This window comes from Thioclava sp. F42-5 (genome assembly GCF_002213195.1).
Lineage (GTDB): Bacteria > Pseudomonadota > Alphaproteobacteria > Rhodobacterales > Rhodobacteraceae > Thioclava > Thioclava nitratireducens.
On sequence record NZ_NBNZ01000001.1, the window covers coordinates 802,316 to 818,602 of the forward strand.

Annotated in this window: 11 protein-coding genes; 3 read left to right on the plus strand and 8 right to left on the minus strand. The window is 65.4% G+C overall.

Annotation, left to right across the window (positions count from 1 at the left end; translation table 11 throughout):
• Positions 1 to 278: 278 nt before the first annotated feature.
• Complete coding sequence (locus B6V74_RS03630; RefSeq protein WP_088721965.1) at positions 279 to 1,130, plus strand: aldose 1-epimerase family protein; 852 nt, start codon at positions 279 to 281, stop codon at positions 1,128 to 1,130.
• Positions 1,127 to 1,630 carry a gamma-glutamylcyclotransferase family protein gene (locus B6V74_RS03635; protein ID WP_088721966.1) on the plus strand — a complete coding sequence of 168 codons (504 nt, stop codon included), beginning with the start codon at positions 1,127 to 1,129 and terminating at the stop codon, positions 1,628 to 1,630. The genes B6V74_RS03630 and B6V74_RS03635 overlap by 4 nt, the downstream gene beginning before the upstream one ends.
• On the opposite strand, the gene pdeM is transcribed toward B6V74_RS03635, so the two are convergent.
• Entirely contained in the window at positions 1,603 to 2,250 is a 648-nt protein-coding gene (gene pdeM / locus B6V74_RS03640) for a ligase-associated DNA damage response endonuclease PdeM (protein ID WP_088721967.1), read from the minus strand. The genes B6V74_RS03635 and pdeM overlap by 28 nt on opposite strands.
• On the minus strand, positions 2,247 to 4,652 hold the full coding sequence (locus B6V74_RS03645) for a ligase-associated DNA damage response DEXH box helicase (protein ID WP_088721968.1): 2,406 nt from the start codon (positions 4,650 to 4,652) through the stop codon (positions 2,247 to 2,249). Before B6V74_RS03645 ends, pdeM begins: the two co-directional genes overlap by 4 nt.
• A 305-nt stretch (positions 4,653 to 4,957) precedes the next feature.
• Here B6V74_RS03645 and ilvD point away from each other — a divergent pair, with 305 nt between their 5' ends.
• Positions 4,958 to 6,793, plus strand: a complete 1,836-nt coding sequence (gene ilvD, locus B6V74_RS03650; RefSeq protein WP_075776278.1) for a dihydroxy-acid dehydratase — start codon at positions 4,958 to 4,960, stop codon at positions 6,791 to 6,793.
• Between the two features lie 52 nt (positions 6,794 to 6,845).
• On the opposite strand, the gene B6V74_RS03655 is transcribed toward ilvD, so the two are convergent.
• The 6 genes from B6V74_RS03655 to B6V74_RS03680 all read right to left on the minus strand — a co-directional run bounded on the left by B6V74_RS03655 (position 6,846) and on the right by B6V74_RS03680 (position 16,286).
• Entirely contained in the window at positions 6,846 to 7,913 is a 1,068-nt protein-coding gene (locus tag B6V74_RS03655; RefSeq protein WP_146694511.1) for an FUSC family protein, read from the minus strand.
• 53 nt (positions 7,914 to 7,966) lie between these two features.
• Complete coding sequence (locus tag B6V74_RS03660) at positions 7,967 to 8,797, minus strand: fructosamine kinase family protein (protein ID WP_240497038.1); 831 nt, start codon at positions 8,795 to 8,797, stop codon at positions 7,967 to 7,969.
• 534 nt (positions 8,798 to 9,331) lie between these two features.
• Positions 9,332 to 9,517: a PLDc N-terminal domain-containing protein gene (locus tag B6V74_RS03665; RefSeq protein ID WP_075776281.1), complete on the minus strand. Its 186-nt coding sequence runs from the start codon at positions 9,515 to 9,517 to the stop codon at positions 9,332 to 9,334.
• Between the two features lie 171 nt (positions 9,518 to 9,688).
• Entirely contained in the window at positions 9,689 to 12,775 is a 3,087-nt protein-coding gene (locus B6V74_RS03670; RefSeq protein ID WP_088721970.1) for an efflux RND transporter permease subunit, read from the minus strand.
• A 7-nt stretch (positions 12,776 to 12,782) separates the two neighbouring features.
• Complete coding sequence (locus B6V74_RS03675) at positions 12,783 to 13,976, minus strand: efflux RND transporter periplasmic adaptor subunit (protein ID WP_088721971.1); 1,194 nt, start codon at positions 13,974 to 13,976, stop codon at positions 12,783 to 12,785.
• A 342-nt stretch (positions 13,977 to 14,318) separates the two neighbouring features.
• Positions 14,319 to 16,286, minus strand: coding sequence for a bifunctional 2',3'-cyclic-nucleotide 2'-phosphodiesterase/3'-nucleotidase (locus B6V74_RS03680; protein ID WP_088721972.1), 1,968 nt, complete (start codon positions 16,284 to 16,286; stop codon positions 14,319 to 14,321).
• Between the last annotated feature and the right edge of the window lies 1 nt (position 16,287).

A 16,287-nucleotide genomic window follows, 5' to 3' on the forward strand; every position in this document is an offset into this window, starting at 1 on the left:
TCCCCCGGGAGGGCGCATTGGCGATGCAGCTCACAGCCTCCCCGTCCTCCGGGCTTGCAAGATAAACCGCCCAAACCAAACGACAGCGAAGCGCCCCCTGCGCCGCGAGGCGCGGCGCGTTCGCCACTGAAGGCTTCCAAAGGAAGCCCTCCGAGACGCGGCTCACCCCAAGGTCGGGCGCTGCCCCCCTCACTCGGCACGAAACGGACGCGGGCTTGGATCATCTCCGGCGGCGCGATACCAAGGCGCGACACGTCACAACCTCCGGATCCCGACACATGCCCCAGATTTGCTCCCAAAGCCTCAGCGTCACCATCGCCGATCTGGGCGCTGAGATGCAGGGGCTGAGCTATCAGGGGCAGGAGCTGCTCTGGGAGGGCGACCCGGCCTGGTGGAGCGGGCAGGCCCCGATCCTTTTCCCCATCGTCGGCCTTCCCGCGCCCGACGGGGTGACGATCGATGGAACGCCCCACGCGATCTCCAAGCACGGCTTCGCCCGCGACCTGCCCTTTCGCGTGACCGAGCTGACGCAATCCCGCTGCTGCCACCTGCTCGAACCCTCGCATGACACGGCGGCCTATCCGTTCGATTTCCGTCTTGAGATCGTCCACGAAGTCGTGGGGTCGGAGCTGCGCGTCACTGCTACTGTGAGCAATGCGGGCGAGCGAGAGATGCCGTTTTCCTTCGGCTTTCACCCCGCGTTTCGTTGGCCGCTGCCCGGTGCGACCGGCCCGCATCGGATCGAGCTGAGCAACGGCGCGGAGCCTGCGCTCGCTCGGCTCGTGGATGGTATGCTGGGGCGCGCGCGGATGCCTTCGCCCTTCACGACGGGCGCGCTGACCCTCGATCCGGCACAGTTTGAAGACGACGCGATGATCTTCCCTGAAGGCGCGGGCGACGGGCTGCGCTATTGCGGAGAGGGCGGGCCGGTGCTCGATTTCCGCTTTTCCAACCTGCCCAATCTCGCGCTGTGGCAGAAACCCGGTGCGCCCTATATCTGCATCGAGCCGTGGCACGGGCTGCCTGCTTCGGAAGGCGCCGGGCCGGAACTGGCCGCGCGACCCGACAGCATGATCTTGCCCCCCGGCGGGCAGGAGACATTTGCGATGAACCTGAGGGTAAGCGGATGATCCCCTACCTCGCCTATGGCTCCAACCTGCTGACCTCCCGGCTTGCCGCGCGCTGCCCTTCGGCGCGCGTCATCGGCCATGCGGAGATCCCCGGACATTCGCTCGATTTCTCGAAACGCGGGCGCGACGGGAGCGCGAAGGCCACGATCACGCAGGGCGACGCGAGCACCCGAGGCGTGTTGTTTGAGATCGCGGAGAGTGACATTCCAGCGCTCGATGCCGCCGAGGGGGCCGGGCTGCATTACGAGAAAATCGCGCTAGTACTCGAGGACGGCGCACGTGCCTTCACCTATCGCGCCTTGCAGCGCCGGGACGGGATCGCGCCGTTCGAATGGTATCTCGCCCTGATCCGCGCAGGACGGCGCGAGCATGGTCTGGGTCTGGACGACCTCGCGCCGGTCGTGCCGATCCCCGACCCGGAGCCCGATCGCCCCGGCTTCATCGCGGCGCGCGAGGCGCTGGAACGGGCGGGCTATCGCGACTGGCGCAGCGCGCTCTGACCGATCGGGCGCATAGGCATCCCCGGCCCCGTCAGCACCGCTACCCCCGGCCCGACCAGCGACGACAGCTCCGGCCCGTCGCAATCCAACCCGCCGGTATAGGTGCCGAACGCGGGTAGGATCAGGTGATCGCGACCGATGAGAAACGCCCGATAGGCGCGCCGGGCGATCTTGGCTTTGGGATGGTAATGGCCGGAAAGGTCCGGCCCGACACCGGCGATATGGCGCAGCGTGAGCAGGCCGATCTGCGTCTCCTCGACGGTCCGGCCCAGGCCGATCGGATCGTGGTTTCCCGCGATCCATAGCAGCTTGGTCAGGGCCGCGAGCCGGGTTAGACGGCCGGCAATCTCCGGGGCGATTTCGCTCGCGGCCGCGTCGTCATCGAAGGCGTCACCAAGGCTGATCAGCCGCGAAGGTCGTAGGCGCAGCACCTCGGCCTCGAGCCGGATTACCGTGTCGAGGCTCTCGAAGGGCGGCAGCAGCGCACCGCCGCGCCGCGCCATCCGCTCGGACTTGCCCAGGTGAAGATCGGCCACGATCAGCGCGTCCTCCTCGCGCCAATAGAGCGCGCCCGACGGTTGCGCCTCGAACCGCTGCCCCGCGAAGGTGATCTCTCTCATTCCAGCCCCGCCTCGCGCATCATCGCCTGCGCCTCTTCTTCCATCAGTCGTGCCTCGCCCGTGCCGCCGCGAATGCCGACCTGCCCATGTTCGAGCAACAGCGGCGCGGCCAGCGGCGTCACATGCGGGGCGCGGATATGCACGATTCTCTGCCCTTGGGCCAGCATCTCCTCGATCCGCTCGAAATCGACAAGACCGCGGCTAGCCTCTTCGCGAGTGATGCGCAGAAGGAGGTGATCGGGATCGTAGCGGCGCAACGTGTCATAGAGGATGTCCGAGGAAAACGTCGCCTGTTTGCCCGATTTGCGCTGCCCCGGCAGATTGCGCTGAATGAGCCCTGCAATCGTCGCGATCGACCGAAACGCGCGCTTCATCACCGCGTTGCTCTCCAGCCAGTCGCGCAGGCCTTCGCGCAGACCTTCGACCGACAGCAGCGGCGCAGGATCTTCGACCGGGTCGATCGACCAGATCAGCAGCGCGTAATCGGTGGCAACGAAGCCGAGCGGCCCGAGCCCCGCCTGCTCCATCCGGTGCGTCAGCAGCAGTGCGAGCGTCTGATGCGCGTTGCGCCCCGCGAAGCCATAAAGACAAAAGAACGCCCGCCCGCCGCGCAGGAAGGTCTCGCAGGTCAGTGTGCCGGGTGCTGGCAGGGTCGAGATATCGCGCTGCAGTGCCAGCCAATCGCGGGTGTGGGGCGGCAACTGGTCCCAGTCTTCCGGCGAGGCGATCAGCCGTTGCACCCGTTGCGACAGCTCCAGCGAGGTCGCCATCTTCAGCCCCGAGAAGACGGCGATCTTCGGCTCGCGCGTGGCGGCATTCGTCACCTCGACGACCATCTCGCGCAGGCTCTCGTAGCGCACCACCTGTCCGCCGATCAGGAACGTGTCGCCGGGGGTAAGAGACGAGGCAAAGCCTTCCTCGACCTCGCCCAGAGGCGTGCCGCCGCGCCGGGATTTGCGGCGGACTTTCAGCTTCTCGGTCTCGGTGATCGTGCCGATATTCATCCGCAGATCGCGGGTCGCGCGGGGGTCGCGAAGCTGCCATTTACCATCACGCTGCAGCAGGCGCTGCCAGCGGTCATAGGCCCGCAGCGCGTAGCCGCCCGTCGCGCAGAACTCGAGACAGGCATCGAAATCGGCCCGCGGCAGCGTGGCGTAGGGCCCCGCCCCCAGCACCTCGGCATAAAGCGCATCCGCCTCGAACGGCCCGGCGCAGGCGGTCAGCAGGATATGCTGGCACAGCACGTCGAGCGGGCCGCGCCAGCGTCGTCCGCCGCCGTCGAGATCGTTCTCGCGCACGGCCTCCAAAGCGGCGGCGCATTCGACAATCTCGAAGCGGTTCGCGGGCACTATCCGGGCGCGCGAAGGCTCGTCATATCGGTGATTGGCGCGCCCGATCCGCTGCACGAGGCGTTTGACGTTCTTCGGTGCGCCGACCTGCAGGACCAGATCGACATCGCCCCAGTCGAGCCCCAGATCGAGCGAGCCGGTGCAAACCACCGCGCGCAGAGCGCCATTCGCCATCGCCTCCTCGACCTTGTGCCGCGCTTCCCGCGAAAGCGAGCCGTGATGCAGCCCGATCGGCAGGGCGTTGTCATTCACCTCCCAGAGCGCCTGAAAGAACAGCTCCGCCTGTGCGCGCGTGTTAAGAAAAACGAGGCTGAGGCGTGCGTCCTCGATCGCCGCCATCACGTCGCGCGCGGCGTGCCGTCCGCCGCCGCCGGCCCAAGGCGCGGGGAGCTCGGTCGGCAACATCTCGATATCAGGCGGCGGGCCCGGGTCGGCCATGATCACCCGCGCGCCGCCCATGAAATCTGCGAGCGCCTGCGGGGCCTCGACCGTCGCCGACAGCCCGGTAACGGTCAGGCCCGGCGACAGGCTGCGCAACCGCGCGACGCCCAGCATCAACTGGTCGCCCCGCTTGCTTTCGGCCAGCGCATGGATCTCGTCGAGCACCACCCGTTTCACCCCCGCGAAAATCTTCGGCGCCTCGGGGTATGACAGCATCAGCGCGAGGCTCTCCGGCGTCGTCAGCAGGATCTGCGGTGGATCGACCCGCTGACGACGGCGCTGCGTGGCCGAGGTGTCGCCGGTGCGATCCTCGATCCGCAGGTCCAGCCCGATCTCGTCCACCGGCGCGCGCAGGTTGCGGGCGATATCCTTCGAGAGAGCCTTCAGGGGCGAGACATAGAGCGTGTGCAGGCCGTCATGGTTCTCCGCAAGATCGACGAGCGACGGCAGGAAACCGGCCAGCGTTTTGCCGCCCCCGGTCGGCGCGATCAGGAGCGTATCTTCGCGCGACGCCAGCACCTCCAATTGGTGTCTATGCGGCTCCCAGCCGCGGCTGGCGAACCAGTCGGAGAAGCGTTGCGGCAGAAGGGGCGTGGCGGCGGTGTCGGGCATCGGATGAAAGGTAGGTGAAGGCGGCGGATGCGCAAGCTTTGCCGTGTGTCTTCCGGGGCGTCGCGCGCGCGCCGCGCAAGACCATCGTCTCCCGTATGAGGCGCCCTGCGTCGCGCCACGCGGCGCGCTCGCCGCTCAAGGCTTCCACTGGAAGCCTTCCGAGACGCGCTCTCCCCAACATCTCGCACCATCGCACAGTCCACCCGCGCCATCTCGCCACTGTTCATCGGGCGATCCATGTTATATTCAGGCCCGCGACAGGAAATTGCCCGAGTCCCCTCGGGCGCGACAGAAACGGAAATCTTATGGCCTTTTATCGTTCCCGTAGATCCACCCATGGCCGCAACATGGCAGGTGCGCGCGGTCTGTGGCGCGCCACCGGCATGAAGGATGACGACTTCGGCAAGCCGATCATCGCGGTCGTGAACTCCTTCACCCAATTCGTGCCCGGTCACGTCCACCTCAAGGACCTCGGCCAGATGGTCGCGCGCGAGATCGAAAGCGCGGGCGGTGTCGCGAAGGAATTCAACACAATCGCCGTCGACGACGGGATCGCGATGGGCCATGACGGGATGCTCTACTCCCTGCCCTCGCGCGAAGTGATCGCCGACAGCGTCGAGTACATGGTCAACGCCCATTGCGCCGATGCGATGGTCTGCATCTCGAACTGCGACAAGATCACCCCCGGCATGATGATGGCCGCGATGCGCCTGAACATCCCGGTGATCTTCGTCTCCGGCGGCCCGATGGAGGCCGGCAAGGAAGGCGCGGAAATCATCGGTCACGACCTTGATCTGGTCGATGCGATGGTCGCGGCGGCCGACGAGAAATACTCCGACGAGGACGTGCTCGCGATCGAGAAGGCCGCCTGCCCGACTTGCGGGTCGTGCTCTGGCATGTTCACCGCGAACTCGATGAACTGTCTCGCCGAGGCGCTGGGTCTGGCCCTGCCGGGCAACGGCTCGATGCTCGCCACCCATGCCGACCGCAAGGAACTGTTCCTCGAGGCGGGCCGCAAGATCGTCGAGATCACGCGCCGCCATTACGAACTGGAAGACAAGGGCCTGCTGCCGCGCGAGATCGCGACCTTCGAGGCCTTCGAGAACGCGATGAGCCTCGATATCGCAATGGGGGGGTCCACGAATACCGTGCTGCACCTGTTGGCGATCGCGCATGAGGGCAAGGTCGAGTTCACGATGGAAGACATCGACCGGCTGAGCCGCAAGGTTCCGGTGTTCTGCAAGGTCGCGCCGGCGAAGCAGGACGTCCATATGGAAGACGTCCACCGCGCAGGCGGTATCATGGGCATCCTCGGCGAGATGAACCGCGCCGGCCTGATCCACGAACACGTGCGCACCGTGCACTCGGAAACGATGGGCGAAGCGCTCGCGAAGTGGGACGTGATGGTCGCGAATGACGACGCCATCCACCAGTTCTATCGCGCGGCTCCGGGCGGCGTGCGCACCACGCAGGCGTTTTCGACAGAGAACCGCTACAAGGAGCTCGACCGCGACCGTAAGGGCGGCGTGATCCGCACCGCGGAACATGCCTTCTCGCAGGATGGCGGTTTGGCGGTGCTCTACGGCAACATCGCCGAGCAGGGCTGCATCGTGAAAACAGCGGGCGTGGACGACTCGATCCTGAAATTCTCGGGCCCCGCGAAGGTGTTCGAGAGCCAGGACGACGCGGTCTCGGGCATCCTCACCGGCAAGGTCGTCGAGGGCGAAGTGGTCATCATCCGCTATGAAGGCCCGCGCGGCGGCCCGGGGATGCAGGAGATGCTCTACCCGACCTCCTATCTGAAATCGAAAGGCCTCGGCGCCAAATGCGCGCTGTTGACCGACGGGCGGTTCTCGGGCGGCACGTCGGGCCTCTCCATCGGCCATGTGAGCCCGGAAGCGGAAGAAGGCGGCACGATCGGCCTCGTCGAGACCGGCGACATCATCGAGATCGACATCCCGAACCGCACGATCAACCTCGCCGTGGCCGACAATGTTCTGGCCGCGCGCCGCGAGGCGAAAGGGCCGCTGCCGTGGAAACCGGCAGAGCCTCGCAAGCGGGCCGTCTCGACCGCACTCAAGGCCTATGCTCTGCTGGCCAGCTCGGCGGCGAAGGGCGGTGTGCGCATCCTGCCCGATTGATCGACTGACATCTCGATTTGAAACGGCCGTCCCTCGGGGCGGCCGTTTTCGTTCACGCGGCATCGCTCTCGGGGAGGCTTTCCTCCCAGCCGAGCCGCTTGCGGATCGCATGGGCGAGATAGCTCATTGCCAGGGCCGAGGCCCCACCCAGCACCGTCCCCGCGATCCGGCCCCATGCGTTCGACAGCGGCGCATCATTGCCCATCGAGACCATCACCACGATCAGCGCGGTCAGGAAAGCCACGAAGGTCGGGTAATGCGCGGGCGGAGCAAACAGGATCGCGATCACGCCGAAGATCACGTAGAGCCCCGGCATAAGCGCGCTGTGCGGCCCGAGCCCCAGCACAAGCAGGCTCGCTCCGACCGCACCTGCAAGCGTCGCGAGGCTGCGCACGAAGACGCGCTCCCATGTCATGCCCGGGCGCGGGCGCAACATCAGCAACGCTGACAGCGGTGCCCAGTAGGGGTGGTTGATCGAGAGGCCGACCGCGATCCCGTAGGACAGCCCCACCGCGCCCATCGCCTGCAGCCCCTGCCCGATCAGCGAGTTGAGCGGCGCGATGCCGTCGGGCGGCACCTGCCCGTCGAGCGTTGGACCGGTTTCGGGCGCGAAGTATTTCCAGATCACCCGAACCGCCTCTTCCACGGCCAAGACCCAGACCATCGCGCCGCCGACGGCGAGCAGCACCGGCCCGGGCGACGGGATGAACTGTACGAGAAAGGTCGAGAGCGAGAAGAACAGCCAACTTTGCAGGAACAGCCACCACAGGCTCATATCTCGGCGTGACAACAAGCCCACCGCGAAGGCGCCGAGCAGCATTCCCGGGACGCTCAGCGCGACGCCGCCGATCATGACCTTCGCAGCGACCATCCCCGCGAAGATCCCGACGAGCTTACCGGCGATGTCGAGGAAGGTGACGGGCCAGCGGCGGTTGCGGATCGACTTGCCCTGCCCCGTCGAGGTGGCAAACCCCGCGCCGAGCGCCGCCAGTTCCTGCCCGCGCGGCAGGTCGAGTATCAGCACGATCCCGACCAGCCCGCTCAGCGCCAGCGCTGCGGGCAATCCGCGCGACCAGTTGAGCGCGGGCAGCCGCGAGATCGAGACATTGGGCAGGGACACCGTGAACACCTCTCAATGCAGCCAAAGCGCCTCATGGCCGCGCTGGTTCCCCGTTAGACGCCGATCCGGTCCAGAAGCCCCGCCACCATTCCGTGATAACCGGCCCCGAACAGGCGCAGATGCACGAGCGCGGGCCATAGCTGATAGATCACCCGGCGCGCTTCCCAACCGGGCGGCAGCGCGCCGTAGCCCACGGCAAATTCCCGCCCCGGCGCGCCGAAGAGATGAAGCATCGCGAGATCGACCTCCGCGTCGCCGTAATAACATGCCGGGTCGATCAACCCGCTCAGGTGCCCCTGGTCGCCCAACACGTTTCCCGCCCAGAGATCGCCATGCAGCAAGGACGGGAACGGGCGTGGCGGCAGATGTTCCTCGATCTGCGCCGCGAGCCTCTCGACCCGGCGGGCGAGCGGCGCGGGCAGTTCGGGCAGCGACGGGCGCAGCCTTGCCTCGGCCCAGAACTCGGTCCATGTCGCTTGCCCTGCGTTCGGGATCGGCACCGGGCCGAAAGCGTAATCGACGGGCCAACCATAGGGCGTATCATCGGGCGCCCCCGGCGCACGGTGCTGGCGGAGAAGCGACTCGCCGAGTTCCAGCCAGCCCGCGCCCCTCAGCCCGCCGCTCTGGGGTAGCGCCTCCATAACGAGGCAGATCCGAGAGACCGCAAGCACCTTCGGCACCCGCGCGCCCGCCTCGGCCAGCGTTCGAAGCATTTCTGCCTCGGTCTCCGGGCTCGGCCCGCCCTTGGCGATCACCCGCTCCCCACTCGGCAGGTCCATCGCCAGAACCGGGCTCAGATCGCCGCCCGCCAACGGCTTGACCCGCTGCGGGGTCATATCCAGCAAGCGTGCAGCTTCGGTTCCTATCCGTTCGGCTTCGTCCATCTCGTCCTCCCGGTCCGCTCGGTTTGCCCGTTCCGTCGCGGCTACCGGCGAATATCCGCCCTGTGCAGCCCGATTACGGTTGCGTGCGTGCCCCCATCCGGTGCAAATGCCCTTTGTTGCCGTCGATCCGCTTCTCCTTTGCGGGTCAGCCCTTCGCGCAGCTTAGACATTCCGGACGCCTTCGTGTCGAGGACATGCGCGTAGCGCTCTCGACCCGTGGGACCGTCCGCTTTTACGTTCCCGTTCGGGAACAGTACGAGACCCTGACGGAGATTCCCCACACTCGTCTCCGTCGGGCAGCAGCCGCCGCGAACCCCTTGCGGCGGCTGCGTTCACCCGACCCCGCTCATCGCAGGAAGGCGTTCCCGGCGCGGCTCGCAGCAGTTGGCGTAACGGCCTCGCAAAAAGCGAAAGGATCAGCCACCAAGGGCTGATCCAGACAGCCAGCGCGAGCGCCAGCAGCAATAGGGTAGCAGAGCCGATAGGAACGATACGCAGGGCACTGCGCGGCTCGTCCCTTTGCCTCCGCGTCGTTCAAACTGTCGCCTTCGCGCCCTTCGGTCCGGCGATCAGCCAGATGATGAAGCCAATCACCGGCAGGATGATGATCAGCAGGATCCACAGCACTTTCTTGCCGGTGGACGCTCCCGAACCAAAGATCGACACGATGGCCCAGATGTCGAGGATGAGGACGATGAGGCCCCCGATCATGCTCAGCATAACTTCACTCCTTTATCGGTTCTTTCCGGCATTTGCCGGTTTTCCTTGGCGGGGAAACTTGCGTCTTCAACGCTTTGTTCCCCGCATTCCCCGATTCAGGCGGATGTGACAGGTCGCTGAGGCGGTCATGGGCCTGACGCCGCCGGCTCCGCGACGGAATCGCCCCCCGCCTCAGCGCCCCGGAGTGAGTTTGCGGATCAGGACGTAGAAGGCCGGCACCATGAAGACACCGATGAAGGTTGCCGCCGCCATCCCGCCCAGCACGCCGATGCCGATCGCGTTCTGCGCCGCGGCCCCCGCCCCGGTCGCGATCGCCAGCGGCACCACGCCCAGCATGAAGGCGAGCGAGGTCATCAGGATCGGGCGCAGGCGGAGCCGTGCCGCCTCGATGGTCGCGGGGATCAGCTCCTTGCCCTCGGCCTCGAGGTTCTTGGCGAATTCCACGATCAGGATCGCGTTCTTCGCCGCCAGACCAATGGTCGTGAGGATACCCACCTTGAAATAGACGTCATTCGACTGCCCGAAGACCCACGCCGAGACCAGCGCCCCCAGAACGCCCACCGGCACGGCGAGCATCACTGACAGCGGGATCGACCAGCTCTCGTAAAGCGCAGCAAGGCAGAGAAAGACCACAAGCACCGAGAGCGCATAGAGATAGGGCGCCTGATCGCCGGACTGGCGTTCCTGATAGCTCAACCCCGTCCAGGCGACCGCGTAGCCGCCGGGCAGGTCACTGACCAACTGCTCCATCGCGTCCATCGCCGCGCCGGAACTTGCGCTGTCCGACGCCTGACCCGAGATCTCGATCGCATTGGCCGCGTCATAGCGCGACAGCCTTGGGGCGACCGATACCCATTTTGTCGTCGCGAAGGACGAGAACGGCACCATCTCGCCCGACGCGTTCCGCGCGTACCAGGTGTCGATATCTTCCGGCTGCATCCGGTAAGGCGAATCGGCCTGCACGATCACCGGGCGTAAGTTGCCGTTGAGGTCGAAGTCGTTCACCGATCTCCCGCTGAAGATTACTGAGAGCATCGAATTGAGGTTGCTCAGCGTCAGACCGAAGCTTTCGGCCTTCTGCTGGTCGATATCCAGCTGCAGTGCTGCCTTGTCCTCATCGCCGCTGACCCGGACATTGGTCAGGCGGCTATCCGATTTCGCCTCGGCCACGAGCTGATCGCCTGCCTCCTTCAGCGCAGCGGTCCCGTTATTGCCCTGATCCACCAGGTACATCTGGAAGCCCGAAGAATTGCCGATCCCGCGGATCGCCGGCGGTTGCAGAAAGAAGACCTGCCCCGCGCGCAGACCTGCGAAATGGGCGTTCGCCCGCCCCGAAATCGCGGCGGCGGTTTGATCCGCGCCAGTGCGCTCACCAAAATCCTTCAGCTTGGCGAAGACCATCGCAGTGTTCTGTCCACCACCCCCGAAGGAAAACCCGAGCGTCGCGAAGACCGAAGCCACATCGGACTTCTCCTGCGTCAGCAGGTATTGGGTGATCTGGTCGACCACATCCGACGTCTGTGCCGTCGTCGACCCTTCCGAAAGGTTCACCATCGCCATGAGCACGCCCTGATCTTCCTTCGGAAGGAAGGAGGACGGCAGCCGGGTCATCACGCCCCAAGCGCCCGCCAGCACGAGAACTAGCACCAGCGCCATCAGGAAGGGTTTGCGCACGATGCGCGCGACCGCACCGGCGTAGCCGCGCTGCACTTTCGCGAAACCGGTATTGAAAGCGCGCGCCGGCGCAATCGCGCGGCCCGTCGAGGGGCGCAGGAGTTTGGCCGCCAGCGCAGGCGTCAGGATCAGCGCAACCACGGCAGAGAGCACCATCGCGGTGATGATCGTCACCGAGAATTGCCGATAGATCACGCCCGTCGAGCCGGGAAAGAACGCCATCGGCAGGAACACCGCCGACAGCACAAGCGCCACCCCGATCAGTGCGCCGGTGATCTGGGACATGCTTTTCTCGGTGGCTTGGAGGGGACTGAGCCCCTCCTCCTCCATCACGCGCTCGACGTTCTCCACCACGACGATCGCGTCATCGACCAAGAGGCCAATCGCCAGCACCATCGCGAACATTGTCAGCGTGTTGATCGAATAGCCCGCGACCAGCAGCACCGCGAATGTGCCCAGCAGCACCACGGGAACTGCGACGATCGGGATCAATGTCGCGCGCCATTTCTGCAAGAATACGAGGATCACCAGCAGCACCAGCACGATCGCTTCGGCCAGCGTGTGATAGACCTTCTCGATGGAAAGCTGCACGAAGGGCGAGGTGTCGTAGGCGATCTGGAACTTGACACCCTCGGGCAGCGACGATGACATCCGATCCAGCGTCGCACGCACTGCCGCCGCCGTATCGACTGCATTCGCGCCGTTCGCGAGGTTCACGCCGAACCCTGCCGCATTCATGCCGTTGAACCTGGAATTGGTGCCGTAATTCTCCTGCCCGATCTCGATCCGCGCGACATCGCCCAGATAGACCGCAGAGCCGTCGGGTTCTGTTTTCAGCAGGATCTTCTCGAACTGTTCGACCGAGGTCAGCTGGCTCTGTGCGGTGATCGTGGCGGTGAACTGCTGGCCTTCGGTGGTGGGCAGATCGCCCAGCGAGCCAACCGAGACGGTGGTGTTCTGCGCCTGTACTGCCGCGGTCACGTCGGTCGGCGTCAGCTGGTATTGCTCGAGCTTGTAGGGATCGAGCCAGACCCGCATCGCGTAGCCCGAGCCGAAGACGTTGATCCCGCCCACGCCAGCAGTGCGCTCGATCGCTCCTTTCACTTCGGTGTCCAGAATGTTGCCCAGCTCGACGGTCGAATATTTGCCATCGGTCGAGACCAGTGCCCCGACCATCAGGATGTCCGAGGACGAGCGCGAGACATTCACCCCGGAGGTCTGCACCGCATCAGGCAGCGCATTCTCGACCTTGCGGATCTTGGTCTGCACCTCGTTCTCGGCATCGATCGGATCGACCGAGCCGTCGAAGGTCAGCGTCAGCCGCGCAGAGCCCTGGTTGGAAAAGCTCTCCATGTAGAGCAGCCCGTCGAGCCCGGTCAGCGAGTCCTCGATCGGGGTGGTGACCGAGTTCTCGACCGCCTGCGCGGTCGCCCCGGAATAGCTGGCGGAGATGCGGATCGTGGTCGGCGCGACCTCTGGATATTGCGAGACGGGAAGCTGCGTGAGCGCGTAGCCGCCGGCGAGCATCGTCACCAGCGCGAGCACGATCGCGAAGACGGGGCGATGGATGAAGAAGCGGATCATGCCGGGTTCACTCCGCCTTCGCCGTATCGGTCTCGTCACCCGAGGGGCTCGCATCCTTCACGACCCCCTGCGCGTTGATCGTCACCGGCACCGTCTTGATCTCGGCCCCGTCGCGCAGGTTCTTCAGCCCGTCAAGGATCACCTGATCGCCGCTCTCGATGCCGCCGGTCACGATCCACGCGTTCTGATAGGTTCCCGCCGTCGTCAGCGTCACCTTCTTCGCCGTGCCATCCGCGGCGACGAAGGCCGAAAGCGATCCATCCCCTTCCCGCGTGGTCGCGCGCTGCGGCACGAGGATCGCCTGAGTCGTGCCCAGCGTGATCTTCGCGCGCAGGAACTGGCCCGGCAGGATCAGCCGGTCGGGATTGTCGAACTTAAACCGGAAATCGACCGTGCCGGTGGTCGAGGATACGGTCGCGCCGGGGCTGACCAGCGTGCCGGTGCCGTCATATTCCTCACCGGTCTCCAGCAGCAGCGAGACCTTCAGTTGATCGCCGCGTTGAAGCGTACCCTGATCGATCCGTTGACGCACCCGCATGATCCGCGCCGCACTCTCGGAAACATCGACATAGATCGGATCGAGCCGCGTTACCGTGGTCAGCGCGTCGGACTGGTTCGCCGTGACCAGCGAGCCGACGGAGACGTTCGCCACATCCGGGTAGCCGTCGATAGGCGAGCGGATCACCGTGCGGTCGAGATTGAGCTGCGCGGTCTGAAGATCGGCCTCGGCACTCAGCGCGGAGGCCTTGGCTTGGGCCAGCGCGACCCTCGCCGTCTCCAGATCGCTCACCGAAATCGAAGTCTTCTCTAGCTTGGTGTAGCGGTCCACCTGCGATTGCGCGGCCTGCACATTGGCGTCGGCGCTCGCCTTCTCGGCCTCTGCAGCGGTCAGTTCGGCCTGATAGGTGTCGTCGTCGATGTGAAACAGCGCGTCGCCCGTCGCGACCTTGTGACCCGCCTCGTAATCGATCGAGGCGATGGTGCCGGCGACGCGCGGGCGGATATCGGTCTGCTCATAGGCCACGGCGCGGCCCGGCAGGGTGACGGTATAGGGCACGGACCGTGTCTCGACCTGCATCACGCCGACCTCGGTCGGGCCACGCGCGCCGCCCGGCATTCCCTGCGCCAATGCCTGCGCGGCGACCCCGCCCGCAAGCAGCATCCCAAGCGCGGCGCGCCGCGTCATCCGACCAATGCTCATACTGAAACTCCTGTCCGCAGCCCGGTTTTCCCGGCGTTGTTCCATTTCTACGATAGGCCCGCTTGGTTCTGTCGCCACTCGCGCGCGGCGGTAAATGCAGGAAACAAATGCTGCGTGCCGTGAGGCTCGGGAAAGACGGCTTGTCTTACTTATTGTTTTAAAATGTAAACTTCCAATCAACGCAGCCGCTCGCGACATCCGCACCGCAATCCCGGTGTCAGTTCGCGCCCTGCGCGGAGTTCACGTATTCGCGAGATACCGGAGGGGGCAAACCGCCTCGCGACAGCACTGCGTGGAAAAGGGGCGCCGATGGCGCCCCTTTCGGTCTCTGTCCAAGGCAGTTCAGAGCGTGATGCGATAGAGCGCGAAGCCGCCCTCGCCGTCGCCCGCCTGCTCGATGTCGAGACCCCGGGATTTCACGTCCTCGACATAGGCCTGTGCCTTCGGGCCGGTCTCGAACAGCACCGTCGCGCCGCCCGCGGGCGCGAAGGACCAGTTCGCGTCGGCCTTCGGGTTGATCGTGCCCTTGTCGTGGATGTAGCGCACGATCACGTCGCGGTTGGTGTCGGGCGCACGGTAGATCACGGTCGAGCCGTCCGCGCCGGGGAAGCTGCCGCCCCCCGAGGCGCGGTAGTTGTTCGTCGCGATCACGAACTCGGCCTTCGGATCGATCGGCTTGCCCTCGAATTTCAGATCGACGATGCGGTTCGCGTCGGGGTTCACCGCCACGCCGTCCTTGTCGAATTTCGCGGGCTGGGTGATGTCGATCTGGTAGGTCACGCCGTCGATCACGTCGAAATTGTAGGACGGGAAATCGGGGTTCAGCAGCGTCGCGTCCTTCGCACCCGGCTCGATCTGGTTGAACATGCCTGCAGAGCGTTCCAGCCAGTCCTTCACCTGCGCGCCGGTGACCTTCACCGCCTGTAGCGTGTTCGGATAGAGATAGAGGTCGGAGACGTTCTTGATCGCCACCGGCCCTTTCGGAACATCGGTGAAGTAATCCGGACCGCCGCGCCCGCCGGCCTTGAACGGCGCCGCCGCCGACAGAAGCGGCAGCTTGCCTTCGGGCGTGCCCTCCAGCAGTTTCTTCACGTACCAGATCTGCGCGTTCGAGACGATCTGCACAGAGGGATCGTCGGCCACCAGCGCGAAGTAGGAATAGAGCGGCGCTTCGGTCTCGCCCACCTTGGCGCGGACATATTTGAGCGTCTCTTCATGCACCTGATCGGTGGCCGCGAGGATCGGCTTGTAATCGGTGGTCAGCGGCGTGATCGAACGATCCTCGCCGCGCGCGAAGATCGGGCGGATCTCGGAGCTGTGGCTATCGATCTTCCACTTGCCGCCGTCGCGGCTCAGCATCAGGTCGATCAGCCCCATGTGGTTGCCCCAGAAGCCCGCCTGCACCGCGGGCTTGCCCTGCAGCGTGCCCTTCTCATTGTCGATCCCGGGGCCCGAGAAATCCTTGCCGGGGAAGTTACGGTGCTGGTGCCCGGTGATCACCGCGTCGATGCCGTCGACGCCTGCGACGTAGAAGGCAGCGTTCTCCATGCCGTCGGTCTGAGGACCGTTGTCGATTCCGGTATGGGCGAGCGCAACGACCAGATCGGCGCCCTCCTCGCGCATCTGCGGAACCCATGCTTTCGCGGCCTCCACGATGTCGCGAGTCTGGTAATTGCCCTCGAGATGCGCGCGGTCCCATTGCATGATCTGCGGAGGCACGAAGCCGATCACGCCGACGCGGATCGGCATCTTGTTTCCAGCCCCATCGGTCAGTTCGCGGTCGAGGATCAGGTAGGGCGGCAGGTAAAGGTCGTCCTCGCGCGGGGTCGCGCCCAGCTTATGGGCGAAGTTCGCGCAGACCATCGGGTAGTTTGCGCGGTCGTTCACCTTCTTGAGGAAATCCATCCCGTAGTTGAACTCGTGATTGCCCAGCGTGCCGCAATCATAGCCCAGCAGGTTCATCGCCGCGATGACCGGGTGGGTGTCGCCCTCCTTCATTCCCTTGGAGTATGCGATGTAATCGGCCATCGGGTTGCCCTGCATATAATCGCCGTTATCGAAGGTCAGGGTGTTGGCGGCTTCCGCGCGTACGCCTTCGATCAGGGTCGCAGTGCGCGACAGGCCCACGGTATCGACAGGCTTGTCGGCATAATAATCGTAGGGCCGGATATGGCAGTGAATATCGGTAGTGCACAGCAGGCGCAGGTGGGCCTGACCTTCAGCCGCGCGCGCGGTGAACGGGTGGACCATCACGAGACCGCCCGCGGCGGTGGTGGTAACGAGAAACTGACGACGCGAAATAAGCGACATA

Coding starts and splice junctions, on each gene's coding strand:
- B6V74_RS03665 (WP_075776281.1), bottom strand. CDS start 9,517: ATGCTGAGCATGATCGGGGGCCTCATCGTCCTCATCCTCGACATCTGG.
- B6V74_RS03635 (WP_088721966.1), top strand. CDS start 1,127: ATGATCCCCTACCTCGCCTATGGCTCCAACCTGCTGACCTCCCGGCTT.
- B6V74_RS03680 (WP_088721972.1), bottom strand. CDS start 16,286: ATGTCGCTTATTTCGCGTCGTCAGTTTCTCGTTACCACCACCGCCGCG.
- B6V74_RS03630 (WP_088721965.1), top strand. CDS start 279: ATGCCCCAGATTTGCTCCCAAAGCCTCAGCGTCACCATCGCCGATCTG.
- B6V74_RS03675 (WP_088721971.1), bottom strand. CDS start 13,976: ATGAGCATTGGTCGGATGACGCGGCGCGCCGCGCTTGGGATGCTGCTT.
- B6V74_RS03670 (WP_088721970.1), bottom strand. CDS start 12,775: ATGATCCGCTTCTTCATCCATCGCCCCGTCTTCGCGATCGTGCTCGCG.
- pdeM (WP_088721967.1), bottom strand. CDS start 2,250: ATGAGAGAGATCACCTTCGCGGGGCAGCGGTTCGAGGCGCAACCGTCG.
- B6V74_RS03660 (WP_240497038.1), bottom strand. CDS start 8,797: ATGGACGAAGCCGAACGGATAGGAACCGAAGCTGCACGCTTGCTGGAT.
- B6V74_RS03645 (WP_088721968.1), bottom strand. CDS start 4,652: ATGCCCGACACCGCCGCCACGCCCCTTCTGCCGCAACGCTTCTCCGAC.
- ilvD (WP_075776278.1), top strand. CDS start 4,958: ATGGCCTTTTATCGTTCCCGTAGATCCACCCATGGCCGCAACATGGCA.